Source organism: Psychrobacter piechaudii (assembly GCF_900162825.1).
GTDB lineage: Bacteria > Pseudomonadota > Gammaproteobacteria > Pseudomonadales > Moraxellaceae > Psychrobacter > Psychrobacter piechaudii.
In genome coordinates this window covers 1-26649 of sequence record NZ_FUGE01000114.1, presented here as the reverse complement: position 1 = coordinate 26649, position 26649 = coordinate 1, and the positions used below count along the sequence as shown (strand labels likewise).

25 protein-coding genes, 1 pseudogene and 1 riboswitch are annotated in these 26649 nt (G+C 42.8%); of the genes and pseudogenes, 12 read left to right on the top strand and 14 right to left on the bottom strand.

From position 1 onward, the window contains the following. Positions 1 to 126: 126 nt before the first annotated feature. Positions 127 to 654 (top strand): annotated as a pseudogene (locus A1019T_RS05830) (HPP family protein); the annotation flags it as partial. An 86-nt stretch (positions 655 to 740) separates the two neighbouring features. Here A1019T_RS05830 and A1019T_RS05825 read toward each other — a convergent pair. The 5 genes from A1019T_RS05825 to A1019T_RS05805 all read right to left on the bottom strand — a co-directional run bounded on the left by A1019T_RS05825 (position 741) and on the right by A1019T_RS05805 (position 4241). Continuing rightward, entirely contained in the window at positions 741 to 1349 is a 609-nt protein-coding gene (locus tag A1019T_RS05825; protein WP_077450833.1) for a histidine phosphatase family protein, read from the bottom strand. An 11-nt stretch (positions 1350 to 1360) separates the two neighbouring features. Further along, positions 1361 to 2155 carry an adenosylcobinamide-GDP ribazoletransferase gene (gene cobS, locus A1019T_RS05820; protein WP_077450832.1) on the bottom strand — a complete coding sequence of 265 codons (795 nt, stop codon included), beginning with the start codon at positions 2153 to 2155 and terminating at the stop codon, positions 1361 to 1363. Between the two features lie 5 nt (positions 2156 to 2160). Further along, positions 2161 to 3270: a nicotinate-nucleotide--dimethylbenzimidazole phosphoribosyltransferase gene (gene cobT, locus A1019T_RS05815; protein WP_077450831.1), complete on the bottom strand. Its 1110-nt coding sequence runs from the start codon at positions 3268 to 3270 to the stop codon at positions 2161 to 2163. Between the two features lie 87 nt (positions 3271 to 3357). Next, the gene (locus A1019T_RS05810; protein WP_077450830.1) at positions 3358 to 3780 is read right to left on the bottom strand and encodes a Replicative DNA helicase; all 423 of its coding nucleotides are present in this window, start codon (positions 3778 to 3780) and stop codon (positions 3358 to 3360) included. Positions 3781 to 3959: 179 nt separating this feature from the next. Continuing rightward, the gene (locus A1019T_RS05805) at positions 3960 to 4241 is read right to left on the bottom strand and encodes a hypothetical protein (protein ID WP_077450829.1); all 282 of its coding nucleotides are present in this window, start codon (positions 4239 to 4241) and stop codon (positions 3960 to 3962) included. 313 nt (positions 4242 to 4554) lie between these two features. Here A1019T_RS05805 and A1019T_RS05800 point away from each other — a divergent pair, with 313 nt between their 5' ends. Beyond that, on the top strand, positions 4555 to 5763 hold the full coding sequence (locus A1019T_RS05800; protein WP_077450828.1) for a glycosyltransferase: 1209 nt from the start codon (positions 4555 to 4557) through the stop codon (positions 5761 to 5763). 62 nt (positions 5764 to 5825) lie between these two features. After that, the gene (locus A1019T_RS05795) at positions 5826 to 6659 is read left to right on the top strand and encodes a Cof-type HAD-IIB family hydrolase (RefSeq protein WP_077450827.1); all 834 of its coding nucleotides are present in this window, start codon (positions 5826 to 5828) and stop codon (positions 6657 to 6659) included. Between the two features lie 200 nt (positions 6660 to 6859). Here the strand turns inward: A1019T_RS05795 and prfB are convergent. From prfB to A1019T_RS05780, 3 genes are all read right to left on the bottom strand, one after another. After that, positions 6860 to 7955, bottom strand: a protein-coding gene (prfB, locus tag A1019T_RS05790; protein WP_143514089.1) for a peptide chain release factor 2 whose coding sequence is annotated in 2 segments (ribosomal slippage) — positions 6860 to 7882 and positions 7884 to 7955 — 1095 coding nt in all. Because the reading frame shifts where the segments join, the coding sequence is not laid out codon by codon here. Positions 7956 to 8005: 50 nt separating this feature from the next. After that, positions 8006 to 8737: an HAD family hydrolase gene (locus tag A1019T_RS05785; RefSeq protein ID WP_077450825.1), complete on the bottom strand. Its 732-nt coding sequence runs from the start codon at positions 8735 to 8737 to the stop codon at positions 8006 to 8008. Between the two features lie 99 nt (positions 8738 to 8836). Beyond that, positions 8837 to 9373, bottom strand: coding sequence for a gamma carbonic anhydrase family protein (locus tag A1019T_RS05780; protein ID WP_077450824.1), 537 nt, complete (start codon positions 9371 to 9373; stop codon positions 8837 to 8839). A gap of 446 nt (positions 9374 to 9819) precedes the next feature. Between A1019T_RS05780 and A1019T_RS05775 the strand changes: the two genes are divergently transcribed. From A1019T_RS05775 to thiD, 9 genes are all read left to right on the top strand, one after another. Then, a complete protein-coding gene (locus tag A1019T_RS05775) occupies positions 9820 to 10905 on the top strand; it encodes a DUF475 domain-containing protein (RefSeq protein ID WP_077450823.1) in 1086 nt (361 codons plus the stop codon). Between the two features lie 57 nt (positions 10906 to 10962). Continuing rightward, positions 10963 to 11514, top strand: a complete 552-nt coding sequence (locus A1019T_RS05770; RefSeq protein WP_077450822.1) for a phosphatase PAP2 family protein — start codon at positions 10963 to 10965, stop codon at positions 11512 to 11514. A 345-nt stretch (positions 11515 to 11859) separates the two neighbouring features. Further along, positions 11860 to 13116 carry a glutamine-hydrolyzing carbamoyl-phosphate synthase small subunit gene (gene carA / locus A1019T_RS05765; protein WP_077450821.1) on the top strand — a complete coding sequence of 419 codons (1257 nt, stop codon included), beginning with the start codon at positions 11860 to 11862 and terminating at the stop codon, positions 13114 to 13116. Between the two features lie 63 nt (positions 13117 to 13179). Then, the gene (carB, locus tag A1019T_RS05760) at positions 13180 to 16458 is read left to right on the top strand and encodes a carbamoyl-phosphate synthase large subunit (RefSeq protein ID WP_077450820.1); all 3279 of its coding nucleotides are present in this window, start codon (positions 13180 to 13182) and stop codon (positions 16456 to 16458) included. Positions 16459 to 16792: 334 nt separating this feature from the next. Beyond that, positions 16793 to 17269: a transcription elongation factor GreA gene (gene greA, locus A1019T_RS05755; protein ID WP_077450819.1), complete on the top strand. Its 477-nt coding sequence runs from the start codon at positions 16793 to 16795 to the stop codon at positions 17267 to 17269. Between the two features lie 353 nt (positions 17270 to 17622). Then, complete coding sequence (locus A1019T_RS05750; protein WP_077450818.1) at positions 17623 to 18222, top strand: septal ring lytic transglycosylase RlpA family protein; 600 nt, start codon at positions 17623 to 17625, stop codon at positions 18220 to 18222. Between the two features lie 175 nt (positions 18223 to 18397). Beyond that, positions 18398 to 18486: riboswitch (TPP riboswitch) on the top strand. A gap of 79 nt (positions 18487 to 18565) precedes the next feature. Continuing rightward, positions 18566 to 19393 (top strand): hydroxyethylthiazole kinase, encoded by an 828-nt coding sequence (gene thiM, locus A1019T_RS05745; protein WP_077450817.1) that lies wholly within the window; start codon positions 18566 to 18568, stop codon positions 19391 to 19393. Continuing rightward, complete coding sequence (gene thiE / locus A1019T_RS05740; protein WP_077450816.1) at positions 19390 to 20109, top strand: thiamine phosphate synthase; 720 nt, start codon at positions 19390 to 19392, stop codon at positions 20107 to 20109. Before thiM ends, thiE begins: the two co-directional genes overlap by 4 nt. A gap of 42 nt (positions 20110 to 20151) precedes the next feature. Further along, the gene (thiD, locus tag A1019T_RS05735; protein WP_077450815.1) at positions 20152 to 20940 is read left to right on the top strand and encodes a bifunctional hydroxymethylpyrimidine kinase/phosphomethylpyrimidine kinase; all 789 of its coding nucleotides are present in this window, start codon (positions 20152 to 20154) and stop codon (positions 20938 to 20940) included. 11 nt (positions 20941 to 20951) lie between these two features. On the opposite strand, the gene radA is transcribed toward thiD, so the two are convergent. From radA to A1019T_RS05705, 6 genes are all read right to left on the bottom strand, one after another. Next, complete coding sequence (gene radA, locus A1019T_RS05730; RefSeq protein WP_077450814.1) at positions 20952 to 22391, bottom strand: DNA repair protein RadA; 1440 nt, start codon at positions 22389 to 22391, stop codon at positions 20952 to 20954. A gap of 145 nt (positions 22392 to 22536) precedes the next feature. Continuing rightward, positions 22537 to 23247: an LPS export ABC transporter ATP-binding protein gene (gene lptB, locus A1019T_RS05725; protein WP_095532572.1), complete on the bottom strand. Its 711-nt coding sequence runs from the start codon at positions 23245 to 23247 to the stop codon at positions 22537 to 22539. A 141-nt stretch (positions 23248 to 23388) separates the two neighbouring features. Continuing rightward, entirely contained in the window at positions 23389 to 23862 is a 474-nt protein-coding gene (lptA, locus tag A1019T_RS05720) for a lipopolysaccharide transport periplasmic protein LptA (RefSeq protein ID WP_077450835.1), read from the bottom strand. A 215-nt stretch (positions 23863 to 24077) separates the two neighbouring features. Then, positions 24078 to 24665 (bottom strand): LPS export ABC transporter periplasmic protein LptC, encoded by a 588-nt coding sequence (gene lptC, locus A1019T_RS05715; RefSeq protein WP_077450812.1) that lies wholly within the window; start codon positions 24663 to 24665, stop codon positions 24078 to 24080. A gap of 70 nt (positions 24666 to 24735) precedes the next feature. Further along, positions 24736 to 25263 carry a KdsC family phosphatase gene (locus A1019T_RS05710; RefSeq protein WP_077450811.1) on the bottom strand — a complete coding sequence of 176 codons (528 nt, stop codon included), beginning with the start codon at positions 25261 to 25263 and terminating at the stop codon, positions 24736 to 24738. A gap of 68 nt (positions 25264 to 25331) precedes the next feature. Continuing rightward, a complete protein-coding gene (locus A1019T_RS05705) occupies positions 25332 to 26330 on the bottom strand; it encodes a KpsF/GutQ family sugar-phosphate isomerase (protein WP_077450810.1) in 999 nt (332 codons plus the stop codon). Between the last annotated feature and the right edge of the window lie 319 nt (positions 26331 to 26649).

Sequence of the window (26649 nt, the reverse complement as noted above, 5' to 3'; positions counted from 1 at the left end):
GGCAGTACCTATGCTAGTATCGGCTAATCCAATTAATAATACTCATCAAAAAGTTATTTAACTGAGTAATTCTAAGGTTAGACCATAGGTCATAGAAAAGTATTTAGCAATCTGGGGATTTGATTAATGCATTTTTTATTTGATAGGGCAGAAAAGCTTCCTGAAAATGCAAACTTTATAGATTTATTACGCTCTTTAATAGGCGGAACTTTAGGGATATTTATTCTATTAGAGTTAAGCCAGCTTACCGGTAACAAATTTATTATGGCACCCTTTGGGGCGACTTGTGTTCTACTTTTTGCTGTTTCACATTCACCTTTGGCCAAACCTCGTAATGTGATATTTGGTCACCTTATCTCAGCATTTGTTGGACTGGTGATTCTAAAATATGTGGGGGTTTCAGCGTTTACCACAGCTTTAGCAGTGGGCATCTCTATTTTTTTAATGCATTTGTATAAGTGCATCCATCCCCCTGCTGGGGCGACGACACTGGTGGTGCTCTTAACTGCCAATGAAATAACTTATGACTGGGACTTTTTATTGGTACCGGTACTGGCAGGCTCACTGGCTTTAATAGCCGTGGCTTTGGTGGTCAATAATATTAAACCGAATCAAAAGTGGCCTGCGTATTGGTTTGCTTTGGTCAAAACTCGCATCGAAAACCATATTGAGAATCATGCCGATGGCCATGTTATCGAAGAGCAAATTGAAGTACAAAATCAGCGGTCACGTCAGCAAAACTAAAACTTTAAATGGGTCAGTTGGCCGTGACGCACAGGACGCGGCCAATGTATCGCCTTTATGGGTACCGATTGACCTTGATGAATTAGTTTTGCGGTATTAATCCAGCCAGCATGCCCCACCAACAACACCGTTTTAGGGTTATCGTAAGCTTTTCGTTTCTCTTCAAGTTTATTGCCAGTATTCAGTGTAGCTTGAGCTTCTCGCTGTTTTTGCTGCTCAATCCAGGCAGCCACTCGCTGAAACAAGTGTCTTAAACTCTCACCACCAGTCGGAGCAAAGTCAGCAAAATTGTCGCACCAGCTATCAATTTCCTCTTTGCTAATCTCTGACCAGGGATTGCCTTCCCAAACGCCAAAATGGGTCTCGAGAAGCTGTTCATCGACATAACACTCAAAGCCTTGAGCTACTAAATACTCTCCTACTTGCTTAGAGCGCTGTAATGGGCTGACCCAAATCTGCTTAGGCAGCTGATTTACTCTGACAAAACGCTGGATTTGGTGCGCCAGTCGCTTTAATTTACGCCTATCGACCGACACTTCACTTTGGCCAAAGCACAGCCCTTCTACCTGTTCAGGCTTAGGATGGCGCCAAATATATAGATCCATAAAAGAAAAATCTATCCCGTAAAGTTGGCCGCTAGACCAGCATAAATGGCAATTTCAGTAATTTGCTGCGTGGCGCCTAAGCCATCTCCGGTATACCCTTGCAAGCGTCTTTTAAGCAGCCGGTACATATGAGTTACCCCCAATAGGGCAAAGATTAAAGCCAGTACCCACTGCTGCACGGTGATTTGTTGTATTGCTTGTGGCAATAATAAAAATAAAATAGTCGCAACAAATAACAGCCAAATCCCACTTGCCAGCCACTGGGCTAAAGTCATTTGCTGTGCCATGGGCTTGGCCTTAGCATGCTCTATTTCACCGCCATAAGGCAGTAGCACTATAAGTGAGGTACACAGTAGCCGCGAAGCACTGTGTGCGATAATCAAAGCGACTACCGCTGTCATTATCGGCATCGTGGCTAGAAGACTCACCTTTAATAGTAAAGCACAGGCCAAACCTAACGTGCCGTATGTACCAATGCGAGAGTCTTTCATGATGGTTAGCGTCCGCTCTCGGGTCAGCCCACCGCCTAGTCCATCACAAGTATCGGCTAGCCCGTCTTCATGAAAGGCGCCAGTAAGCTTTATCCCAAACGCAGTACTGGCAATAGCAGCAACCCAAGGCGAAAAACCCAAACTTATTGCCCAAAAAACGACAGCGCAAAGCACGCCCACCATTAGCCCTACCCCTGGAAAATGGCGGCTGCTTTGGTGTAGCCACTGCGGCTGATAGTCATCAAGCTTGACCGGAATGCGAGTAAGAAATTGAGTGGCGACCAGTAGCAGACGCCATTCCTGCTTAAGAGACATTTGCTTTATTGCCCATCTTTAGTGTCTGTAATTGGGGCAATATCTTCTTGTATACTTAACTCGCTTTGAGTGCTAATTCCTGCATCACTAAAGCTTGCCATCTCATTGATAATGGCGCAGGCAGACTGCAGTAAAGGATAAGCCAGAGCTGCCCCCGTGCCCTCGCCCAAACGCATATTAAAACCCAACAAGGGCTCGGCATTCAGCGCTGCAAGCATCTTGCTGTGTCCAGGTTCTACTGAATGATGGGCGAATATTGCAAACTTAACTACTCCTGGTACCAAACGTTCAGCCACCAGTAGTGCGCTACTGGCAATAAACCCATCTACTAATAAGATACGCCTGTCACTGGCAGCTTGAATAAAAGCACCGGCCATCATGGCAATCTCTAGCCCGCCCACTTTAGCCAATACTTCAAGCGGTGTGGTGACCTGCTCATGACACTGTAGCACATCGGAAAGCACCTTAATTTTATGCTGCAATCCAGCATCATCTAGCCCCGTCCCTCGCCCAATACACTCGGCAATAGGCACATCTTCTAGCTTGGCAAGCAGTAAGCTGGCTGCCGAAGTATTGCCTATACCCATTTCACCTGCGATAAACAGATTTCCTTCAAGCTGCTTAGCGACCTCCATACCCGATTGCAGTGCTTGCACACACTCCTCGCTACTCATGGCCGATTCAGTAAGCGCATCTCGGCTACCCATACGTACTTTGTAATCTAACAGCTGCGGATGGTTAGCCACCCCAAACTCTGCAAAGTCAGTGGCCACCCCAGCATCGACCACTTTTAGTTCGATATTGTGCTGACAAGCCAGGACATTAATGGCTGCTCCACCATTTAAGAAGTTCAGCACCATTTGTGCAGTTACCTCACTGGGAAAAGCGGAGGTACCATGTTTGGTTAATCCATGATCGGCAGCAAAAACCCGAATGTGGGGACTTTCAATCTTTGGTGCAGTGCTGCCTTGAATAAGCCCAATTTGTACTGCCAAAGACTCTAAGCGTCCTAAAGACCCAGGTGGCTTGGTTTTATCATCTAACAAATACTGCAGTTTAGCGGCAAGTTCTGGGTTATCAATATTAGGGACTGTGGGTAGAGTTAGGCGGTCCAAAGTGGCATCCTTATTATGGGTTTAGTGGCTTATTTATTTTTTATTTATGATTAAATATGATAAATCATAACGGCTCTATAGGTCTATTTACTGAGCCAATAGTTTTTCAAGCAAGGCATCGATTTCTTGTTTGAATTCTTTATCTTCGATTTTATTGGCAGCGACTTTGGCATTTTTTAGGCTCTCAATGGCTGCCTCCTTCTCGCCCATCTCAAGCTGCAGCTCGGCCATTGAAAAGGCGATAGAGGATAGGTGGTCTTTTGAATTAATTTCAGTAGCCTTAGCCAAAGCTTTGTCGTAGATTACTAAGGCTTGATCCAAATCCGCAGTAAAATCTGCCAAAGTCTCCCACTGCTCGGGATGATCTTTGTCTGTGCCTTCATTGTCTTCACAAATGGCTTTTAACTCAGCATACAGCTGATCAAAGCGAGCTTGATCCTCTTTACTATCGGCTTCTAACAACTCTTCAGCTAAATTATAAATCGCTCGGTATATTTTTGTATTAATCATCAGTAGACCTTAAAAAGTGAAGAAAGAAAAGCTTAGTGACTGTCTTTGCCTTTGGTAACTATTAGCAAAAAAAGACTCAAAACTTATTCAGTTATTTTCGATTATACCTTATATATAGGCGGACCATTGCGGGCATACTAACTGAACATTGCTGATGTCAATATTTTGTGGCATCAAGACTAAGGTAAAGTATCAATCATTTCATAGCCTGGGCCACCTGCTCCAGTGGTGACTACATAGAAGGTAAAGAAGATGAACGGCAAAGCCAGCAGCGACTTTAGAAAAGGGGATTTGCATTTCTGCCAGCGCGTTACCACGTAATAAAGACTACCAAAAGGCACAAATAAATATATCAATCCCCAAGCTGTCGACTCTCTAAACGCAATAATGATAAGCTGAATGCCATAAAAGACTAGAATAATAAAGCCTATGACAAAACAGACCAAAGCTATAGTTCCCACTTATTTCTCCAAATAAATTCCAAATGAGTTATTTTTCTTTCTTATTTTCGATTCAACAAAAAGAAGTTTAAAAGCCACCTTAAGCTTTGTCTATCACATTACATGAAACACAATAAGTCGATTGGCATTATTACACAGGTTTTATGTTATCCGTGGCTATAAAGCTACTATTGTTGCTATGCAAAATAACTGTGTCTATACTTAGAAGTAACGGCTACGAGAAGCGACTGACTTAATTAACAAGTTTATTAAGATTTATCCGGCTCAAACGGCAAGCAACGGAATGTATTTATAATAATTTTAAGGTAATTCAATGTCACTTTGTTTAAATATGATTGTGAAAGACGAAAGCCACATCATAGAAACCACTTTACAAAATATCTGCCAACACTTTCCCATTACTTATTGGGCCATCTGTGATACTGGCTCAAGTGACAATACTATTGAATTAATTGAGCAGTTTTTTGAGAAACAAGGCATCGATGGACATATTTATCAAGAACCTTGGCAGAACTTTAGTCACAATAGAAATGTGACTTTAAAGCAATGCTTAGGTAAAAGTGACTATGTATTGATATTTGATGCTGATGATCAGGTAACTGGTGAGATAACCTTACCAAATCTTGATCCAAAAAGTGGGCCCGATAGCTATATGCTACAGTTCACCAGTGAATCTGGTGCCATAAAATACTTGCGTAAACTCATTATAAAAAATGACGGCAGCTATAGCTGGCGAGGGGTATTACACGAGTTTCTTCAATGCAATCGCTCTGAAACCGTAGCGGAACTTCAAGGCGACTATGCCATTATCTCTGGTAGAAAGGGCAACCGTAGCCTAGATGAAAACAAGTATCAAAAAGATGCTCAGTTATTAAAAGACGCTTTTATAGCCGCTGAAGACGCTGACCTACTGCCCCGTTATGCTTTCTATTGTACACAGTCCTATAGGGATGCCGCCATGATAGATGAAGCAATTGACTGGTATAAAAAGCGAGTAGCAATTGAAGCGGGCTGGGCCGATGAAAGATATTGCAGCTATGTCGAATTGGGCTTGCTGTATGAAAAGAAGCAGGACTTCGATCAAGCCCTCTATTGTTGGCAGCAAGGCATCATTCATGACCCCAAGCGTGCCGAGTGTTGGTATCACATAGCGCGAAGACACAGCTGGAATAGGCATAGCGATTTGGCGTATGTTTTTGGCCGCCAAGCGGCACAGCTGCCTATGCCCACAGGTAATCGCTTATTTTTAGCCAAAAATATTTATCAATATTGGTCCGCTTATGAGTGGTGTATTAACGCTTATAAACTTGGTTATTATGAAGAGTCTTATCAAGCCTTCAAGCAGCTAATCACTCATTGCCCGCAAGATTTATTGAACAGAGTGGCACACCAGATGCCCAGCTACAAATCCCTGTTATTACAAGACAGCTTCGCTGAGGTAAGCACGCTTTCATTAAACTTGAATCGACTCAACCAAATTGATTTATTACACCAACTACTATCTGATGATTCAGTAGCCTAGCTAATACCGCCTATTACTCTAAGCTTTTAGATAAACTTTTGTACACTTTCAATAGGATAACCATGACTCAGACTTTGGCAACTGCCGTAAATCTCTCTCCGGTTCCATTTACTCCAAAAATTATCTTCTTTGATATTGATGACACTTTAAGCCGTGGCGGAGTCATTGCACCGCATAATAAAACCACCTTAGAGCGGTTATCAAATACTGATATCAAACTGGTGATTGCCACTGGTCGTTCGAAAGCAATCATACCTGAAGATATTTTAGGGTTATTTGAGGCCGGTGTTTTTGATGCGATTGTCTGTACCAATGGTCAGTACAGCTTTGATAAAGAAGGCATCATCAGTCATTACCCGTTAACACTGCAGCAGGCCGCTAAAATCGATGAGCTGTGTCGCCAAGATCACCTGATTCATAAGTTTGACTCAGACACTCATTTGGCCTGGGCCAATGACAATGAGCAAATACGAGCGTTCATTGCCAGCAACCCCAGCTCAATCATCGATCCCAATTACTACAAGAGCAATCCGGTATATCAATGCTCAGTATTCTTTAAAGACGATGAAAGAAGAATGCAGGAAGTTGATTTTGCAAAGTTTGGATTAAAGCTGGTTCATTGGCATCAAATTGGCGGCGATATCTTACCCATCGATGCCTCCAAAGAGCGAGGGGTACGTGATGTCTGCCAACACTTTGATATAGATATTAGTGAGGCCATGGCCATTGGCGATGGATTTAATGATTTAGAGATGTTTGATGCGGTAGGCTATGCCATTGCTATGGGAGATGGCCAGCCAGCCTTACAACAGCGTGCTGACTTTATTACCGGTAGCATTGAAGAATATGGGCTGCAGCAAGTGTTACATCCTTTGCTTGAGATTGAAAACAGCTAAATTTGCATTAAAATAGAAAATAACTGAACTTACGCATAGAAAATTTTTGATACGACGGGTAATTATTGTTGAATGGGCTTCGATCCACCTTCAGACCATTTAACAATAATTACCCGTCGATTGAATAGGTATATCACCTTAATTTTGCTTAATTATACTTAATAGTTAATGAATAAAAAATTAATATATTAAGCAAACTACTACAGCCCTGCCTTCAAACTAGCCTCAATAAATTGATCCAAATCGCCATCAAGTACAGCACCGGTATTAAAGGTTTCAACGCCAGTACGCAAGTCCTTAATGCGCGAGTCATCCAACACATAAGAGCGAATTTGACTGCCCCAGCCCACATCAGACTTATTGTCTTCAACGGCTTGCTGTTTCTCCATCCGTTTTTGCATTTCAAGCTCATACAGCTTAGCGCGTAGCATTTTCATAGCAGTCGCTTTGTTGCCGTGTTGACTGCGCTCATTTTGACACTGTACCACGGTACCCGTTGGCTCGTGGGTAATACGTACCGCTGAGTCGGTGGTGTTTACGTGCTGACCACCCGCCCCACTTGAGCGATAAGTATCGATACGTAAGTCCGCAGGATTAATGTCGATTTCAAAATCATCGTCAATCTCAGGCGACACGAATACCGCAGCAAATGAGGTATGACGCCCATTATTACTATCAAACGGAGACTTACGCACCAGACGGTGCACCCCGGTTTCGGTACGTAGCCAGCCAAAGGCATAGTCACCACTCACCTTGAACGAAGCAGACTTAATCCCAGCCACACTACCTGCTGATACCTCAATAATCTCAACTTTGAACCCGTGCGATTCACACCAACGCGTGTACATGCGCAGTAGCATCTCTGCCCAGTCCTGAGCTTCAGTACCGCCACTTCCAGATTGAATATCTACGAAACAGTTATTGGCATCCATTTCACCGTCGAACATACGCTTAAATTCTAAATCTTCGACTTTGGCTTGTGCCGTATTGAGCTCAGTTTGTACATCAACCAGTAGGCTTTCGTCATCGGCTTCTACTGCCAACTCAAGCATAGCCGCTGCGTCCTCAAGGGTAGTCTCAAGACCAGTGATGGTGTTGATAATGCCATCAAGTTGGCTTTTTTCTTTACTAATTCGAGTCGCACGCTCTGGGTCGTTCCAAAGCTCTGGACTCTCCATCTCAAGATTGACTTCTTCTAGGCGCTCTGACTTACCATCAAAGTCAAAGATACCTCCGTAAGTCCTTTGAACGCTCGCTTAAATCTTTAATTTGCTCTTGGTACTGGTTAATTTCCATAAATATTCCAAAAATTTAAAACTATAGTGTCTGATTAAGGCCAAAGTAGCTTAAATAGACCAATCCTCAACCGCCCAGTTGTGGGCTAAAGCATGGGCATACAATACTTCATCTGGGGTCACTGCCACCGGCATGTCGGCCCACTCTAGTAAGGGAAGATCGTTTTTTGAATCAGAGTAACCATAGGTTTTACTATAAGTTACGCCCTGCTCTTTTTTGGCCTCTAACCATTTATTAAGGTGGTATATTTTACCTTCTTTGAAGTTGGGTTTGTCGGTTAATTTCCCAGTATAGCGATCGTCTTTGACTTCAAGCGGGGTGGCCAACACATTCGCCGCTTCAATACCAAAACGCTCAGCAATAGCTGATACCACAAAATCATTGGTAGCCGAGATAATGACCACATCATGCCCCGCTTCAATATGATGCTGAATGGCGCTGATGGCTTTGGGGCGAATGTGAGGCTCAATTTCAGTCTTGATGTAATCCTCACGAATCTCAAACAGTCGTGATAACGTCAATGTGGTTAAGAAGTCTGCTACAAACTCATTGTACTCAGTGGCATCTAAAGTACCCGCTATATACTCTTCGTAAAATCTTTGATTGGCAGTTCTATATTGCGCCTCATCAACCAGGCCGTTTTTGACAATGTACTCACCCCATAGGTAATCACTGTCCACATCTAGCAAGGTATGATCTAAGTCGAATAAAGCCAATTCTTTACTGTTATTTACCGCCTCTGTTTGATTATTTAGCGAACTGTTCGCTGCTTGATTCTGCATCTAGCCCCTCACCCTCTTTACCCAAAATATTAATATGAACTTGTTAACTAAAACCTATTGTCTAAAAGTCTGTCTTCTTTGAAAGTCTATTTTTAAAGGCTATTCCGGTGCCTCAATCTGTTGTAAGCCCGTCTTAAACTGTTCAGCCTTTTGAGTATAATGTAATGCTGACATCTTCAGCATAGCTACCTGCTGATCGTTCAAAGTTTTCACTACTTTAGCTGGCGAACCCATCACCAATGAGTTATCTGGAATCTCTTTGCCTTCAGTGACCAGGGCTTTGGCACCAATAATACAGTTTTTGCCAATCTTAGCGTTATTTAAAACCACTGCACCAATGCCAATTAAGCTATTTTCACCCACGCTACAACCATGTAGCATCGCCAAATGGCCAATGGTCACATAATCACCAATATTGACCTCAATCCCTGCATCAGTATGGATGACCGCGTTTTCTTGCACATTGGTATAGTTACCAATATTAATACGCTCATTGTCTCCGCGAATGACAGCACCAAACCAAACATTGGCCTGATGACCTAAATAAACATCACCAATAACCTGAGCACTGTCTGCCACCCACCCTTGAAAAGGAGTGGCAAATTGTGGGGTTTTCTCTAAGTATTTAAAAATCATGGGAACATCCTTTTATAAAATAATTGGCTCTTATATGATCACTGAATCACAGCTTAAGTCATAACTAAGTAATACTATCTTTATATTATTATTAATAACTTTTGATGACAGTCATGAGCATTAAAAATTAATAGTATTAGAAATTAATAATATTAGAAGTCATTAGGTTAGCATTAATTTACTTAAAATTTAATAAAATGACTGTATCCTACGCTGTTGGCTAGTTTTTGTTCTCACAAAGAGCCATTATCTAAGCATTTATGCATAAGTCAATTTATTGTATTTTTTTACCATGTTATTATCACATCTTAATATTGTATTTATCTATTACTAGTTTAGTAATAACTCACTTATTTGTTGTTTTATTAGCATCTGACCTATTAACGAGCCAAATGATTAATAGGTCACTATCAACCTCAACGAATAACCCTTTTACTGGATGATCTATGCGTCACTTCTTATTCGATTTTATATTTACCATTGTCTGTTTAGTCGTCGCTGCTTGGTGGGGATTCTCACACGGGGGTGTCAGTGGTTTAATGACCGCCCTTGCGATTACCGCTATCTTAGCCATCATGGAAATTTCCTTGTCCTTCGATAACGCGGTGGTTAACGCCTCTATCCTTAAAGGATGGAATGACTTCTGGAAAAAAATATTCTTAACTGTGGGTATCCTAGTCGCAGTATTTGGTATGCGCTTAGTATTCCCAATTGTTATTGTGGCAGTCACAGCCAAGTTAGGCTTTATGGAAGTCATTCAATTAGCGATCAATGAGCCTGCACAATATGCGGCCCATCTAAATGCTCACCATGCTGAAATCTCAGCTTTTGGGGGCATGTTCTTATTATTGGTATTCCTAACCTTTATCTTTGGTGATAAAGAGGTGCATTGGTTTGATTGGTTTGAGCGCAAGCTAACCCGCTTTAGTAAAGTTGATGCCATGAGCACTTTTGTGGCCATAGTGGTACTGATGATTTCATTAAGCTGGGTAGAAGAAGCAAAAGAGCCTGCCATCTTAATTGCAGGTATTTGGGGTATCTTAGTTTACCTTGGGGTCAACGTACTATCTAGCCTACTTGAAGGTGGCACCGATTCTGATGAAGATGAGGTGATTACCGATGCAAAGGGCAATGTCATTACCAATACCGCTGGTGTTTCTTCTACTATCTTAAAAGGGGGTATCGCCGGCTTTATCTATCTAGAAGTTTTAGATGCCTCATTCAGCTTTGACGGCGTAATCGGTGCTTTTGCCATTACTAACGATGTGATTATCATCATGTTAGGTCTGGCCATCGGTGCTATGTTTGTGCGTTCAATGACCATTTACCTAGTGGACAAAGGCACTTTAAGTGAGTTTGTTTATCTTGAGCATGGCGCGCACTATGCCATTGGCGCGTTGGCAATTATTATGCTGTTGTCTATGAAATTCCATGTGCCTGAATTAGTCACTGGTCTCATAGGTGTGGCCTTTATTGGATTGTCTTTATATAACTCTATCCAATATAGAAAACGTCAAGAAAGCACCCAATAAAAAACTTTTATTTAGACTTAAAACCCCACAACTTAGCCCTCATTAGGAAGCTGATAGATGCTAAATAAGCAAAACTCTGTTATCACTGCTTTATTATTATCCGGTTCGGCATTGGCAGTTACCCCCGCTTATGCCAAATCAGATATAGAAACTGCAGGCGATATTATTGCGGTAACCATTCCTGCGATTGCCTATGGTTCCACCTTTTATATGGATGACCCTGAAGGTCGTCAGCAGTTTTATACTTCTTTTGCAACCAATGCGGTGGCAACCTATGGTTTGAAAAAAGCGATTGATAAAGAGCGCCCTGATCACAGTGATAATGACTCTTTTCCCTCAGGACACACTTCAGTTGCTTTTCAGGGGGCCAGCTTTATCCATAAACGCTACGGCTTAGAATATAGTATCCCTGCCTATGTCGGGGCAACGTTCGTGGGCTATAGTCGTATTGATGCTGATAAACATGACACCACAGATGTTTTGGCAGGGGCTGCACTAGGCGTGGCGAGCAGTATGTTTTTAACGAAGAGTTATCATAACGATGATCTGATCATCAGTGCCAACTTAGCCCCTGAATCCTATCAAGTGGCAATGCACTATAGATTTTAGGGCAGACAGTATCAGGTTTTAGGATAGAAAATATCAGCTTTAGCTTAGGCAATATTAATTTTAGAGAAGTCAAACGAGATATTTATTTATTATTTTTAGTATTGCCTAGCCATTTAGAGTAAGGTTTTGTATAATACGCGAAATCTGTGCCTAAGCGAGTAGACATGACCCAGTTAGCAACAATCACTAATGACCATTACTTTAGTGATATTGTTGTTTTCTGTTATTGTCTTACTCGCTTTTTTGTGGCTAAAATTTGACAACACTCATTTTTTATAGCACTCAATCGGTCGCAACTTTAACCAATGTCAGGTCATGATAAACACGAATTTAAAGGGTAGGAATATGGGTATACACCAAGACACAATAGATAATAGCGTAAATGAAGTCGAGGCTATCTTAGCTTTAGCTGATGGCAGCATCTTCCGTGGCATCTCAATAGGTGCAGCAGGGAGTCGCGTCGGTGAAGTGGTGTTTAATACATCAATGACAGGATATCAAGAAGTCCTAACTGATCCCAGCTATGCCAAACAGATCGTTACCCTAACCTACCCTCATATTGGTAATACAGGAACCAACACTGAGGATGGCGAGTCTGGTGATATCAATCGCAAACATCAAGTTTGGGCTGAAGGCTTAATTATCCGTGACATCACTATGACCACTTCAAACTTCCGCAGTTCTGAAAGCTTAGTAGATTATCTTAAGCGTCATGAGACAGTTGCCATTGCTGAGATTGATACTCGTAAATTAACCCGTATTCTTCGTGAAAAAGGGTCACAAAATGGCTGTATCTTCACTGCCTCAAATGGTGAAACCATTACCGATGCTGACATTGAACAAGCCATTAAGCTTGCTAATGAATTCTCCGGCCTTGAAGGCTTAGATTTGGCCAAAGAATGCTCAAGCAAAGAAGGCTTTGTCTGGACTGAAGGGACTTGGGAGCTTGCAGACCGCGGCGTACATGGCGTCACTGAAAGTGAAACCGGTGGCTATTTCAAAAAGCTAGGTGAGCATATCGAGCCTAAGTTTGACGTGGTGGCTTATGACTTTGGGGCAAAAACCAACATCTTGCGCATGCTAGTAGATAGAGGCTGTAAAGTGACTGTGGTTCCCGCCCAGACTCCTATTGCTGACGTGCTGGCTATGAATCCAGATGGTATTTTCTTATCCAATGGTCCTGGCGATCCTGCAGCCTGTGACTACGCCATCGAAAACGTGCGTCATCTTGTTGAAGAAACGGATATCCCAACTTTCGGTATCTGCCTAGGTCACCAAATCATTGGCTTAGCCAGCGGTGCTAAAACCATGAAAATGAAAACAGGTCATCATGGTGCCAACCACCCGGTGCAAGACTTAAAGACAAAAGTGGTGATGATTACCAGTCAAAACCACGGTTTTGCTTTAGATGAAGACAGCTTGCCTGCCCACATCAAATCAACGCACCGCTCTTTATTTGACGGTACCAACCAAGGTATTGAGCTAACCAATAAGCCAGTATTTAGCTTCCAAGGCCATCCAGAAGCCAGCCCTGGTCCTAATGAATCATCGGCCTTATTTGATAAATTTGCAGAGATGATGCAACAAGCCAAACAAGCTTAAACCGCCGTCTTAATCGGATTGCTAAAGAACTTACGCAGAACTAATTATATAAAAGAGAGACTTATGCCAAAACGTACCGACATCAAAAGCATTCTAATCATTGGCGCAGGCCCAATCGTCATTGGCCAGGCTTGTGAGTTTGATTACTCTGGCGCTCAAGCATGTAAAGCTCTTCGCGAAGAGGGCTATCGAGTTATCCTAGTTAACTCAAACCCAGCCACCATCATGACTGACCCCGTTATGGCGGATGCCACGTACATCGAGCCGATCACTTGGCAAACGGTTGAGCAAATCATCGATAAAGAGCGTCCTGATGCTATCTTACCTACCATGGGTGGGCAGACCGCTCTAAACTGTGCACTAGATTTAGATAAGCACGGGGTGCTAAAAAAATACAATGTTGAGCTAATTGGCGCCACCAAAGAAGCCATCGAAATGGCTGAGGACCGCGACCTGTTTGACCAAGCTATGAAGCGTATTGGTCTTGAGTGTCCTCGTGCTGAAATTGCTGAAACCATGGAACAAGCATTTGAAATTCAAGCCAAGCTTGGGTTCCCTTGTATCATTCGTCCTTCATTTACCATGGGCGGCTCAGGCGGTGGTATTGCTTACAACCGTGATGAATTTATCGAAATCTGTGAACGCGGCTTTGACTTATCCCCTACTCATCAGTTATTGATTGACGAGTCGTTAATCGGCTGGAAAGAGTATGAGATGGAAGTAGTACGTGACAAAAACGACAACTGTATCATCATCTGCTCGATTGAAAACTTTGACCCTATGGGCGTGCATACCGGTGACTCAATCACAGTCGCACCAGCACAAACCCTCACTGACAAAGAATATCAAATCATGCGTAATGCCTCATTGGCTGTGTTACGTGAGATTGGGGTGGAAACTGGGGGCTCAAACGTACAATTTGGCGTGAACCCAAAAACAGGCCGTATGGTCGTGATTGAGATGAACCCTCGTGTGTCTCGTTCATCAGCTTTAGCGTCTAAAGCGACTGGCTTCCCTATTGCCAAAATCGCCGCTAAGTTAGCCGTAGGTTACACCTTAGATGAGCTTCAAAACGACATCACTGGCGGTCAAACTCCAGCCAGCTTTGAGCCTTCAATCGACTATGTTGTGACTAAGATTCCTCGCTTCAACTTCGAGAAATTCCCACAAGCAGACAACATTCTTTCAACTCAGATGAAATCTGTGGGTGAAGTGATGGCTATTGGCCGTAACTTCCAAGAATCTATGCACAAAGCACTACGTGGCTTAGAGACAGGCGCTGACGGTTTTGATGAGCAAATCGATTTTGCTGCCTTAAAAGCAGGAAAAATCAGCGAAGATAAAGTTAAATATGAAATTAAACAACGCTTAACCGTACCCACTCCTGAGCGCATCTTCTATATTGCAGACGCTTTCCGTCTAGGCTTTAGTGTAGAGGAAGTGTTTGGCTATACCAATATTGATCCCTGGTTCTTAGTTCAGATTGAAGACATGGTTAAAACTGAAGCACAAGTTAAACAGCTAGGCTTTGGTGGCCTAACCGCTAAGAACTTACGCAAGCTTAAACGTAAAGGCTTATCAGATTTACGTTTGGCCACCCTGCTAGGCGTATCACAAAAGCAGCTGCGTAAAAAGCGTTGGGATTTAGAAGTCTTCCCGGTTTATAAGCGTGTGGATACTTGCGCCGCTGAGTTTGCTACCTCAACAGCTTACATGTACTCAACTTACGATGAAGAGTGTGAAGCCAACCCAACCAATAACAAGAAAATTATGGTCATCGGCGGTGGTCCAAACCGTATTGGTCAGGGTATTGAGTTTGATTACTGCTGTGTGCACGCTGCATTAGCGATGCGTGAAGATGGTTATGAGACCATTATGGTCAACTGTAACCCAGAGACGGTATCAACCGACTATGACACCTCTGACCGTTTATACTTCGAATCTATCACGCTAGAAGACGTGTTAGAAATCGTACGTATTGAGAAGCCAGAAGGCGTTATCGTTCAATTCGGTGGTCAGACGCCTCTGAAGCTTGCCCGTGCTCTAGAAGCAGCTGGGGTTAACATCATTGGTACCTCACCTGACGCTATTGACCGCGCTGAAGACCGTGAGCGTTTCCAGCACATGATCCATCAGCTAAACCTAATCCAGCCGCCTAACGCCTTAGCGACTAGCATGGAAGACGGCTTAGTGAAAGCCAAAGATGTGGGCTATCCTTTAGTTGTCCGTCCATCCTATGTTTTAGGTGGCCGCGCAATGGAAATCGTCTATAACGAAGAAGAGCTAAAGCACTATCTACGTACTGCAGTACAAGCTTCGAATGAGGCGCCTGTACTACTAGACCGTTTCTTAGATGATGCCATTGAAGTTGACGTGGACTGTGTCAGTGATGGCAATGAAGTGGTTATTGGCGGTATCATGCAGCACATCGAACAAGCGGGTGTTCACTCAGGTGACTCAGCCTGTTCACTACCGCCTTACTCATTATCAGATGAGATCTGTGATGAGATGCGTACACAAACCATCGCTATGGCCAAAGAGCTTGGCGTGGTGGGCTTAATGAACGTTCAGTTTGCTGTGAAAGACGGTACGGTTTATATTTTGGAAGTTAACCCACGTGCTGCGCGTACTGTTCCTTTTGTGTCTAAGTGTATTGGCACCTCATTGGCACAAATAGCGGCTCGTTGTATGGCAGGTCAGTCGCTACAAGAGCAAAACTTCACTAAAGAAATCAAACCTTCGTTCTTCGCAGTGAAAGAATCGGTCTTCCCGTTTGCTAAGTTCCCAGGCGTTGACCCTATTTTAAGCCCAGAAATGAAATCTACTGGTGAAGTTATGGGTGTCGGCAAGACTTTTGGTGAAGCTTTCTATAAGAGTATTATCGGTACTAACGAGCATCTACCAGGTCTGCCAGAAGAAGGTGAGCATAAGACGGTCTTTATTTCAGTACGCGATAGCGATAAACCAGGCATTGCTGCCGTTGCTAAGCAGTTAGTCGACTATGGCTTTAATCTTGTGGCTACTGCGGGCACCGAGCAATATCTGACTGAACAAGGTATTGAATGTAAGCGTATCAATAAAGTCACTGAAGGCCGTCCTCATGTGGTCGATGCCTTGAAAAATGGCGAAATTGACCTTATTATCAATACAACAGAGGGCAAGCAAGCGCAGGAAGACTCTTTCTCAATCCGTCGTAACGCCTTACAAAGCAAGGTGTTCTATGTCACCACTTTAGGGGCAGCAGAAGCGGTTTGTAAGTCTTACGCTATTAAGCTTCCTTTTGAGGTTTATAAACTTCAAACCTTACATGAGCAAGCCCAGCTGGCTGCTAATAACGGCTAGTTAAAAGCTAAGTAACAAAAATTAGCGGTACAATCTTAATTAAATGCTTATAATAGGCTATTATTTAAAGTAAGTTCAGGTTGTACTCGCTAATTTATACCCCTTATTTTTATCAATTGCTAATCGAAGGCTTCGGTTAGCAATTTTTGTTATAAGCCATTGGCTTTTTCAAGCCAGTTTTTTAAGTCAGTAGAAATAAAGCTTTGTAGCGAGGCCTAACTCCCTACAGAACAAAACTTATCCTAAATTATGCACTTACAGCACCTTTAATTAAGGGTGTTGGGGTGTTTTTTTATTTAATCGTTCATCTATATATGTATATGAGGAAGATGATATGCAACGTTACCCTATGACTCCGCAAGGACATGCTACGTTAGAGGCAGAGCTTAAACAACTCAAGACTGTAGATCGTCCCCGTATTACTGCAGCCATTGCTGAAGCTCGTGAACATGGCGACCTAAAAGAAAATGCTGAGTATCATGCAGCTCGTGAGCAGCAAGGCTTTTGTGAAGCTCGTATCCGGGATATCGAAGCCAAATTATCAGGCGCCCAAGTTATTGATCCAGCAACCTTACCTCGTGAAGGCCGTGTGGTTTTCGGAGTAACTGTTGTGATTGAAAACTTAGATACTGAAGAAGAAAAGCGCTATCAAATTGTTGGTGATGATGAAGCCGACTTTAAAAACAATAAAATTTCGGTTAACTCTCCCATTGCTCGTGGGCTAATTGGTAAGTCAGAAGGGGATGAAGCCCGTATCGAAACCCCAAGTGGCTTGGTTGAATTCGAAATCATCGAAGTAATTTATGAATAATTATTAGAACTTAACAATTATTTATACTGCCCGCCCTATCCGCTAGAGTTCACTGTTTACAAGCGCTTCAAGAAAATATTGATAAATATTCTCCGATAATTGAACTCTAGCGTCACTTGCATATTCACATTGGTTAATGTTAAGTTACAAACGAACTACATTTACAAATCAAATTGTGACACTTTGTGTGTATCTTTAGTCACTACTGTTTTACAGTCTCTGTTAATAATTTACACAGAGATTTATCACTCTCATTACTTTGTTAATTAAGTTTTTAATTACGTATTATTTAAATAGTAAATGCATGATCTTTTGTGGCATTATTACAATAGATAAATGCTTACGAGGCAATTATGAAGAAATTCTCATCAGCTTTATGTGCATTAGCCTGCATGGTAGGAGCTAGTAACTTAGCTCAAGCTACTGAATCAAAGCAAGCTCTTAGCGTCAAAAGCCCAAGCGATATCGACAGTGTCCTCAACGAGTTAGCACGTAAACAAAATCAACCCACCTCGTTACTCCAAACTTCTTTTGAGCCATCAACGCTTTCTACAAACAGCTCATTGATTAGTAATCGAGGCTCTAGCAAAGCCAATCAAGATGATGAGGATGTTTTATCTCATTTAACTTTAGTGGCTTCAAATGCCGTAAACAAATTCAAACAAAGTGGTCGTGCCTCTTGGTACGGTGGTAAATTCCACGGCAGAAAGACTGCCAGTGGTGAACGCTTTGATATGAACTCATTAACCGCAGCTCACCCTTCTCTTCCTTTTAACACTTACCTAAAAGTGACCAACAAAGGTAATGGTAAGAGCGTAGTAGTAAAAGTAAATGACCGCGGTCCTTTCCATGGCAACCGTGTGTTAGATTTATCTTATGCTGCTGCCAAGCAAATTGGTTTGGTTAGCCGTGGTATTGCTAACGTAACCATTGAAAGAGTAGGTTCTCCTTAATTAGTGGCCAAGCAACATCCGTTACCCCTACTCCTTTGAACTTATAAACTCTGCCTACTCTTAATTGAGTATGGAGTAAGAAAGATCTGCACTGCAGGTCTTTTTTTTTGTTTTTATTATCTTAACTTGTGATTGGGCTGTAAGTTGGTTATGATGTTTTACCAAAGATAATTAATGTTATTCACAGGGGCGCCCTATGGCTGAGATGCACCCTTTGAACCTGATCCAGATTATACTGGCGTAGGGAGTGTATAGCAGTTGCAGTAGTCTGAGCCAATTCTTTTAAGGCCTCTACTGTTTTGCTGTGTGTTTCTCACGCCCTCTTTATCCATATGGAGGGAATATGCGATCCGACCTTATTCACCACTGTTTCACCACCTTCAAAGACACCTCCCCTTTAGTACATAACATCACCAATGATGTGGCCAATAATACCGTTGCCAATGTATTACTGGCTGCCGGTGCCTCTCCTGCAATGGTGCATGATATTAATGAAGCCCCCGAGTTTGTTCAATTAGCCCAAGCTCTTGCTATAAATATTGGCACTCTGACCCACACCACTTTACAAAGCATGTTGGCCACAGTAGAGGTCGCTCATACTCAAAGTATTCCCTGGATACTTGATCCTGTAGCCGTGGGCGCAAGCTCCTTTCGGCAGCAAGCCTGTACTGAACTCTTAAAATTTAAGCCAGATGTTATTCGAGGTAATGCGTCTGAAATATTAGCATTGGCAGGAATGAGCAGTCGTACCAAAGGAACAGACAGTGGCGACAGCGTGGATCGAGCCAAGGAAGCCGCTCAGCAGCTCACCCAATATGCAAAAGTAGTAGTCATTACTGGGGCGATAGATTGGGCCACTGATGGTACTCACAGCTACTCAGTTAATCATGGTCATCCAATGATGACCCAAGTGACTGCCTTAGGTTGCGCTTTAACAGCGTTAATAGCCGGCTTTATCGGCGCAAATACCTTAAAAACAGAAGATTCTAACTCTAATAGTAGCTCATTATTAAACGCTGCTACCACCGCCTTATGCTACTACGGTCAAGCTGGAGAGTTGGCTGCACAGGAGGCCCAAGGCCCTGGCAGCTTTTATCTCCATTTTTTAGATGCTTTATATAACCTTGAAGCTCAAACCCTAATCGATCATTTACGAGTAACCTCATCATGACTAGCGCAGCTAATGCTTCCAATACTATTGATACTCAACACCAAACTTCCTCAGCTCACTCAAATGCTGTGATAGATAAAAGTGGCTCAGCTCTAAAGTTATACTTGGTGACAGATAGGGTGATGTGCCAAAAACTGGGGTTAATTGAAACAGTCTGTGAGGCCATCGATGGCGGCGTCACCTTTGTCCAGCTTCGAGACAAACAGGCGGATGATGAGCAACTTTATCAGATGGCGTGTGAACTAAAAGAAGCCATCGCAGGTAGAGTGCCTTTAGTCATCAACGATAAGGTACATATTGCCAAAAAAGCAAATCTTGACGGCGCTCACATAGGCCAAGGCGATCTTAGTGTCACTGAAGCCCGACAAATATTGGGCCCTGACGCTTGGTTAGGCTTATCCATAAACACCTTATCTCAATTGCAACATGCTCATGACCATCACCTAAATCAGCTTGATTACTTTGGTCTAGGTCCAGTATTTGCAACTGACACCAAACCCAATCACGCCCGCCCCCTAAGTATTTCAGGGCTTGATAATTTGGCACAAGCCAGCTTATTACCTACTGTTGCTATTGGGGGTATCCACTTAAACAATGCCCGCAAAGTATATCAAACTCACTGTGATGGTATCGCAGTGGTATCAGCTATTTGCGCCTCTGATCAGCCTAAACTTGCCGCGCAAAACTTATTACAACAACACTTTTTAGCACAATAACTTGTAGAACTATAATTAGAACCATAATGAAGGAGAGTAAGCATGATTACCAATATACTGACAATCGCTGGCACAGACTGTACGGGTGGGGCTGGGATTCAGGCAGATATTAAAGCCATTAGTGCTAATGGTAGCTATGCGATGAGTGTTATTACCGCCGTTGTGGCCCAAAACACGCAAGGGGTACAAAAAATCCAAATGATGCCGCTTGAGATGATTCGAGCCCAGATTGACTCAGTGTTTTCAGACGTCCAAGTAGATGCTGTCAAAATTGGCATGCTAGGTAATGCGCAGGTAACTGAGTGCGTCGCCCAAGCTTTAGCCAAATACCAGCCTAGCAAAGTTGTATTAGATCCCGTTATGGTAGCCAAGAGTGGCGATCGGTTATTAGATGCTGACTCTGTAGCAGCTTTAAGAGATGTTTTACTCCCTCAGGTAGGGCTTATTACCCCAAACCTTCCAGAAGCGGCTGACTTATTGGGAACTGCTGAAGCCACCAGTCGGGAACAAATGATTGAACAAGCTCAGCGCCTGCAAGTACCTACATTTTTAAAAGGAGGCCATCTAGCGGGCAGTGAACAATCTCCAGATTTATTGTGTGCTGAAGGTGAGTTGAGCTGGTTTGAAGGAGAGCGCATCAATACTAAGAATAGCCACGGCACCGGCTGTACCTTATCAGCAGCGATTGCAACTTTTTGGGGCCAAGGCGATAGCTTATATACTGCTTGTGATAAAGCCAAACAGTACCTGACGGGTGCATTAAGTAAAGCCGATACTTTAAACGTGGGTCAAGGTCATGGCCCAGTACATCACTTTTATAAATACTACTAAGACAAATGCCATTAAAGTTCGAACGCCCGATCGATGGCATCGTCTAGACGGTCGGCCGTGATGACATTGATTCCTTTAAACTGCCCCATCAGATTTTTTGGGGCATTGGCCTTGGGCACGATAGCATGGGTAAAGCCATGCTTCATGGCCTCCTTAAGACGCTCTTGCCCATTAGGTACCGGACGAATCTCCCCTGACAGTCCTACCTCACCAAATACGGCCAAAGAGGATGGCAAAGGTTTTTCTTTAATACTCGAAGCACAGGCTAATAGCACTGCTAAGTCTGAGCCGGTCTCCATCACTTTAACCCCGCCCACCACGTTCACATAAACGTCCTGACCACTGGTATGAATTCCCCCATGTCGATGCATAACGGCAAGAAGCATGGCCAAGCGCTGTGGATCTAGACCCAATGCCATACGTCTTGGTTGACCGGCTGAATCATCCACCAATGCCTGTACCTCTACCAATAATGGCCTAGTCCCTTCACGACTGACCATTACCACGGAGCCTGAGATAGGTTTATCGTAGCGACTTAAGAAAATAGCCGAAGGATTAGCCACCTCTTTTAGCCCGGTATCCGTCATACCAAAAATGCCCAGCTCATTGACCGCCCCAAAACGGTTTTTAACGGCGCGGATCATACGAAATCGGGAGTCTGACTGTCCCTCAAAATACAATACGGTATCTACCATGTGCTCTAATACTCTGGGACCAGCCAGCGTTCCTTCCTTAGTCACATGACCCACCAAAAATAAGGCCGTACCTGTCTGCTTGGCATAGCGGGTTAACATGGCCGCAGACTCCCGTATTTGACTTACCCCACCAGGCGCTGAATTAATGGCATCGGTATAGATGGTTTGAATAGAGTCAATGATCGCCACAGCAGGCTGCTCTTGAGTCAGTGCCGCACAGATGGTTTCAACATTGGTCTCGGTCATCACTTTTAAGTAATCGCTTGATAGCCCTAAGCGCTGAGCGCGCATGGCCACCTGTGATAAAGACTCTTCACCAGTTACATATAAAGCACTGCCTGCCAAAGATTCAGGATTTGCCATATTGGCCGCAGTTTGCAGCAAGATTGTCGATTTACCAATGCCAGGGTCACCCCCAATCAGTACTACTGAACCAGCAACCAATCCGCCGCCCAACACCCGGTCAAATTCAATAATACCCGTAGGTAATCTAGTATCAAAAGTGACATTCACAGACCCCAGTGTGACCACCCCACTTTGAGATCCTGAGTAGTTCATCCTATCATTTTTTGCGATAGCGCCTAAGTTGGGACCAGTAGATACTGACGGCTTGCTAGATTTTTTATGATGAGGCATAGACACATTGGGTGCTTCAACCAGAGTATTCCATTCGCCACAATCAGAGCACTGTCCAGACCACTTACCAAAGTGTGCCCCACAATTTTGACAAACAAAGCTGGTTTTTGATTTGGACATAATAGGGATCCCTTATAAATGACAAGATAAAAATGGCCAGCCTATTTCAGCCAGCCATTCTTTAAGATTAGGTAATTAAGGAGGATGATCAATAGCAAAGCGGTTAAATTGCTAAGCGTTTAAATCATTAAGTGATTACTGTCTGCTAGACTTGGAAATCTTTACCCAAATACACCTCTTTAACTAAGCTGTTATTCAACACCTCTTCTGAACTACCATGCGCAATGATAGCCCCTTCACTAACGATATAAGCATGTTCACAAATAGCTAGGGTCTCACGCACGTTATGGTCGGTAATCAGAACCCCGATACCTCTATGCTTTAACGCGATGATAACCTCTTTAATATCGCTCACAGAAATTGGATCTACTCCAGCAAACGGCTCATCTAATAAAATGAACTTTGGATTAGCCGCTAAGGCACGAGCAATTTCACAGCGACGGCGCTCACCACCAGAGACACTCATTCCTAAGGAATGGCGCACGTGGGCCAGACTAAAGTCAGAGATTAGCTTTTCTAACTCTTGTTTTTGTGCCGCTCTATCCAGATCTTTTCGGGTCTCTAGGATAGCCATAATATTATCTTCGACCGTCAGCTTACGGAAGATCGACGCCTCTTGGGGTAAATACCCAATCCCCGCCCTAGCCCGTTCGTGCATGGCATACTTAGATAAATCTTGATTACCAAGCCTCACTACACCCTTGTCCATATTGACTAAGCCAACCACCATATAGAAGCTGGTGGTTTTACCCGCTCCGTTCGGTCCAAGCAAACCAACCACTTGTCCAGGCTCAACACTAAAAGAGACGTCTTTCACCACCCAACGCTTACCATAACGCTTACCTAAATTGCGCATGGTCAAAGCTGTATTAGAAGCTTCGGGAATCAAGCTCTGGGTAGCGTCTGACTCAGGTTGAGCACCTGAAGTGATGGCTGTATTTTGCTTTGAATCCTGCTCTGAATCAGAGTGGATTGGGGGCTGTGAATTACTCATGGTCTATCTAATTCCTGTACGACTGTTTGACTGGCTCGGTGGGAAAATCAATTCAACACGCTGACTGCCCCCTGAAGTGGCCTCAACATCACCCACTTTTAGGCTATAGCGAATCACGTTACCTGCAAAGCTAGCGCCATTTTGGGTTAACTTAGCATTACCTGTCAAAGTGACAATGCCATTTTGGGCATTATAATCAATCTTATTGGCTTGACCTTTAGCTAGACCCTTCTCTTTGGTAACCACTTGCTGCATGGTGGCTGGACGGCCTGTAGCAACAGCGGATTGGATACTACGACCATCTGATAAATTCACGGTAATATTATCTGCAGCCAGCTTTAAGGTCCCTTGAGTAATGGTAACGTTTCCTGAATAGGAGGTTACCCCAGTCCGCTCACTATAGGTAGCTTTATCGGCCAATAAGCGTATAGGCTGCTGCGCATCTGAAGGCAGTGCATTGGCTTGGAAAGCGGCCATTGAGGCTATTACTGCAGTAGCACATAAGGCAACTCTGGGTAAATTTAGCATAGGTAAGCCCATCTCTTTGAGGGTGTTTAAATATTGATTTGAGTTGATTAGCGCTTGTGTATTAGAGCGTTTATTCACAGTTTAGTTCCTACAAATTTGGTTTAACAAATTACCATTTTTTTAATTAACCGATTATTTAACAGATCTGATTTAATAATTTTTCTTTAGAATAAGGGGACGTCTCTACGTGCTGGAGGCATAAAAGTCACTGCAACATTGGAGAATTCATATTCGCCATTATTTACGTCAGCCACAAAACTTGAAGACTCAAAGCTATTATTGGCCTGGGTTACTTTAATGGGCTTTTCACTAAAGACTTTGTTTTGTTCCAAATCTCCAATCAGTTCAGACGCAACCAACTTCATCGGCGGTTTTGCTGCTTGTGTATTGGCATCTGACTGACTAGAAAAAAGCACATTATTGGTCATCACCACTTTAGATTGCTCGTGATACATGACCGCTTCATCAGCATTAATCATCACATTTTGGCTGCTACTAGGGCGCCAGTTAAGTTTCATTGCCACTAGCTTATCGAAATTCTGGTCTGAATAGTGGGTTAAATTATCGGCAGTGAGTGAATACTCCGCCACCCCTTCTTCATTAGTCTGGACTGCTAAGATATCAGTAGCTTCATACTCAATATTGGTGGTAGACATATTTAAAATTTCGTCTAGATCGCCTTGGTTTTTATAAAACCAAACCGCAAACATGGCTATCAATAGTGAAATTACGAACAGAAACCGGGTATTCATTACACCTCTTTATAACCACCAATTATGGCCAATTAAGCTGATAATTTATTAGATGGAGATTATTAAGACACTAATCAAGGACGTATTGACTGATATACTCTTGATACTTGCCATGACCTTTTAGGATTAAGTCACACACTTCTCGTACTGCACCTTCACCGCCCACATTAGTGGTAACCATCATCACTCGGTTTAATACTTCTGAATGAGCATTGGGAACAGTGGCCGAAAAACCTACTGATTGTAAGGCTTTAATATCAGGTAAATCATCCCCCATGTAAGCACATTCTTCAAGCTCAATAGGCAAATCAAGAAGTAACTGCTTTAGAGCATCAAGCTTATCATCACGTCCCTGAATCACATAATCAATGCCCATTTCTTTAGCACGCTGATTGACCATAGCGCTACTTCTACCGGTAATAATAGCAGTTTTTACCCCTGCTAATTTAACCGATTTGACGCCCATGCCATCTTTTACGTTAAAACACTTGGTCTCTACCCCATTAGCATCATAGATAATATGACCATTAGATAAGATACCATCCACATCTAATACCAGTAATTTAACTTTCGATGCTGCTTGAATTAAATCCTGCATAACTGCCTTCTATTTATTAAAAAAACACTGAGTAGATTACAACACTGAAGTATCAATGAACGACGTTTTTAACTTACACCAGCCTGTAATAAGTCATGAATACTAATGACACCTTCTAACTGCTGCTCATCATCGACAATCAGTAACTGACTAATGGCTTTTTCATTCATTACACTAAGCGCATCAGAGGCTCTCATATTTTTTGAGACCTGTTTTGGATTTGGGGTCATGATTTGAGACATAGGAGTTTCTAAATCAATCTTTTTCTCTAAGCATCTACGTAGATCACCGTCGGTAAAGATCCCCACCACTTTATTATTATCATCTACTACCACAGCCATACCCAAACGACCACTGGTCATTACAAACAGCGCATTGTGCAGAGTGGTGTCCGTGTTCACCAAAGGAAGTTGTAAATCTTTTTCTGCTTGATGCATCAAGTCACTCACTCGCATTAGCAGCTTACGACCTAAAGCGCCGGCAGGGTGCGATAAAGCAAAATCTTCTGAAGTAAAATCACGGGCATGAACCAAAGCAACGGCAATGGCATCACCAAGTGCTAAAGTCGCAGTAGTACTTGAGGTAGGAGCCAAACCCAAAGGACAAGCTTCTTCAGAGGCGCCTAAAGTTAAAGCCACATCTGCTGACTTGGGCAACATACCTCGTTTATCACGACTAATACTAATTAAAGGGATAGATAGCTGTTTAACCACAGGCAATAAAGTCTTAATCTCATCAGACTCCCCTGAATTAGAGATAGCCAGCAATACATCTCCAGGCACAAGCATACCTAAATCACCATGTCCCGCTTCCCCAGGATGCATAAAGAAGGCAGGTGAGCCTGTTGACGCAAAAGTGGCAGCAATTTTACGACCAATATGACCTGATTTGCCCATTCCCGTGACCACCACTCGCCCTTTACAATTACGGATAAGCTCACAGGCTTGGACAAATCTCTCATCTAACTGTTGTATCAACAGCTCAAGAGCGTTTTGCTCGGTACGAATCGCATCGACAGCATAAGTAATGTATTGTTCGGTAGTAGGCGGCTCAATTTGTGTTTTCATAGTGTTTGAATACTTTTAGTTATTTTTGTAATTAATACGATAACAATTTTAGTTAGCACAGTTTTAGTTAGTAAAGTTTTTAGTCGAAAAACTGTTGCTTATCTAACTTATATTTATAGAATTTTACAAAAATTATATTAAGTACTAAGTTTAGCATATTAGCTCTGTTACAAGCAGTCTAGGATGTAAGTTACCTGTATTAATATCTATAATTTGGTAATAAAAAAACCTGCTATATGCTAATGCCAGTCAGTTAAGGCAAAAACTCAATAAAAGTAATAAAATAGCCCATCTAATAAGTAGATGGGCTATTTTACTA

Bases quoted from the DNA above. Each gene is read 5' to 3' on its own strand.
- lptB (WP_095532572.1), bottom strand. From the start codon at position 23,247: ATGCGCAATTTAGGTAAGCGTTATGGTAAGCGTTGGGTGGTGAAAGAC.
- cobS (WP_077450832.1), bottom strand. From the start codon at position 2,155: ATGTCTCTTAAGCAGGAATGGCGTCTGCTACTGGTCGCCACTCAATTT.
- A1019T_RS05800 (WP_077450828.1), top strand. From the start codon at position 4,555: ATGTCACTTTGTTTAAATATGATTGTGAAAGACGAAAGCCACATCATA.
- carB (WP_077450820.1), top strand. From the start codon at position 13,180: ATGCCAAAACGTACCGACATCAAAAGCATTCTAATCATTGGCGCAGGC.
- thiD (WP_077450815.1), top strand. From the start codon at position 20,152: ATGATTACCAATATACTGACAATCGCTGGCACAGACTGTACGGGTGGG.
- A1019T_RS05795 (WP_077450827.1), top strand. From the start codon at position 5,826: ATGACTCAGACTTTGGCAACTGCCGTAAATCTCTCTCCGGTTCCATTT.
- radA (WP_077450814.1), bottom strand. From the start codon at position 22,391: ATGTCCAAATCAAAAACCAGCTTTGTTTGTCAAAATTGTGGGGCACAC.
- carA (WP_077450821.1), top strand. From the start codon at position 11,860: ATGGGTATACACCAAGACACAATAGATAATAGCGTAAATGAAGTCGAG.
- thiE (WP_077450816.1), top strand. From the start codon at position 19,390: ATGACTAGCGCAGCTAATGCTTCCAATACTATTGATACTCAACACCAA.
- A1019T_RS05785 (WP_077450825.1), bottom strand. From the start codon at position 8,737: ATGCAGAATCAAGCAGCGAACAGTTCGCTAAATAATCAAACAGAGGCG.
- A1019T_RS05780 (WP_077450824.1), bottom strand. From the start codon at position 9,373: ATGATTTTTAAATACTTAGAGAAAACCCCACAATTTGCCACTCCTTTT.
- lptC (WP_077450812.1), bottom strand. From the start codon at position 24,665: ATGAATACCCGGTTTCTGTTCGTAATTTCACTATTGATAGCCATGTTT.
- A1019T_RS05705 (WP_077450810.1), bottom strand. From the start codon at position 26,330: ATGAAAACACAAATTGAGCCGCCTACTACCGAACAATACATTACTTAT.
- A1019T_RS05825 (WP_077450833.1), bottom strand. From the start codon at position 1,349: ATGGATCTATATATTTGGCGCCATCCTAAGCCTGAACAGGTAGAAGGG.
- A1019T_RS05775 (WP_077450823.1), top strand. From the start codon at position 9,820: ATGCGTCACTTCTTATTCGATTTTATATTTACCATTGTCTGTTTAGTC.
- A1019T_RS05750 (WP_077450818.1), top strand. From the start codon at position 17,623: ATGAAGAAATTCTCATCAGCTTTATGTGCATTAGCCTGCATGGTAGGA.
- A1019T_RS05770 (WP_077450822.1), top strand. From the start codon at position 10,963: ATGCTAAATAAGCAAAACTCTGTTATCACTGCTTTATTATTATCCGGT.
- lptA (WP_077450835.1), bottom strand. From the start codon at position 23,862: ATGGCCGCTTTCCAAGCCAATGCACTGCCTTCAGATGCGCAGCAGCCT.
- thiM (WP_077450817.1), top strand. From the start codon at position 18,566: ATGCGATCCGACCTTATTCACCACTGTTTCACCACCTTCAAAGACACC.
- A1019T_RS05810 (WP_077450830.1), bottom strand. From the start codon at position 3,780: ATGATTAATACAAAAATATACCGAGCGATTTATAATTTAGCTGAAGAG.
- A1019T_RS05710 (WP_077450811.1), bottom strand. From the start codon at position 25,263: ATGCAGGATTTAATTCAAGCAGCATCGAAAGTTAAATTACTGGTATTA.
- greA (WP_077450819.1), top strand. From the start codon at position 16,793: ATGCAACGTTACCCTATGACTCCGCAAGGACATGCTACGTTAGAGGCA.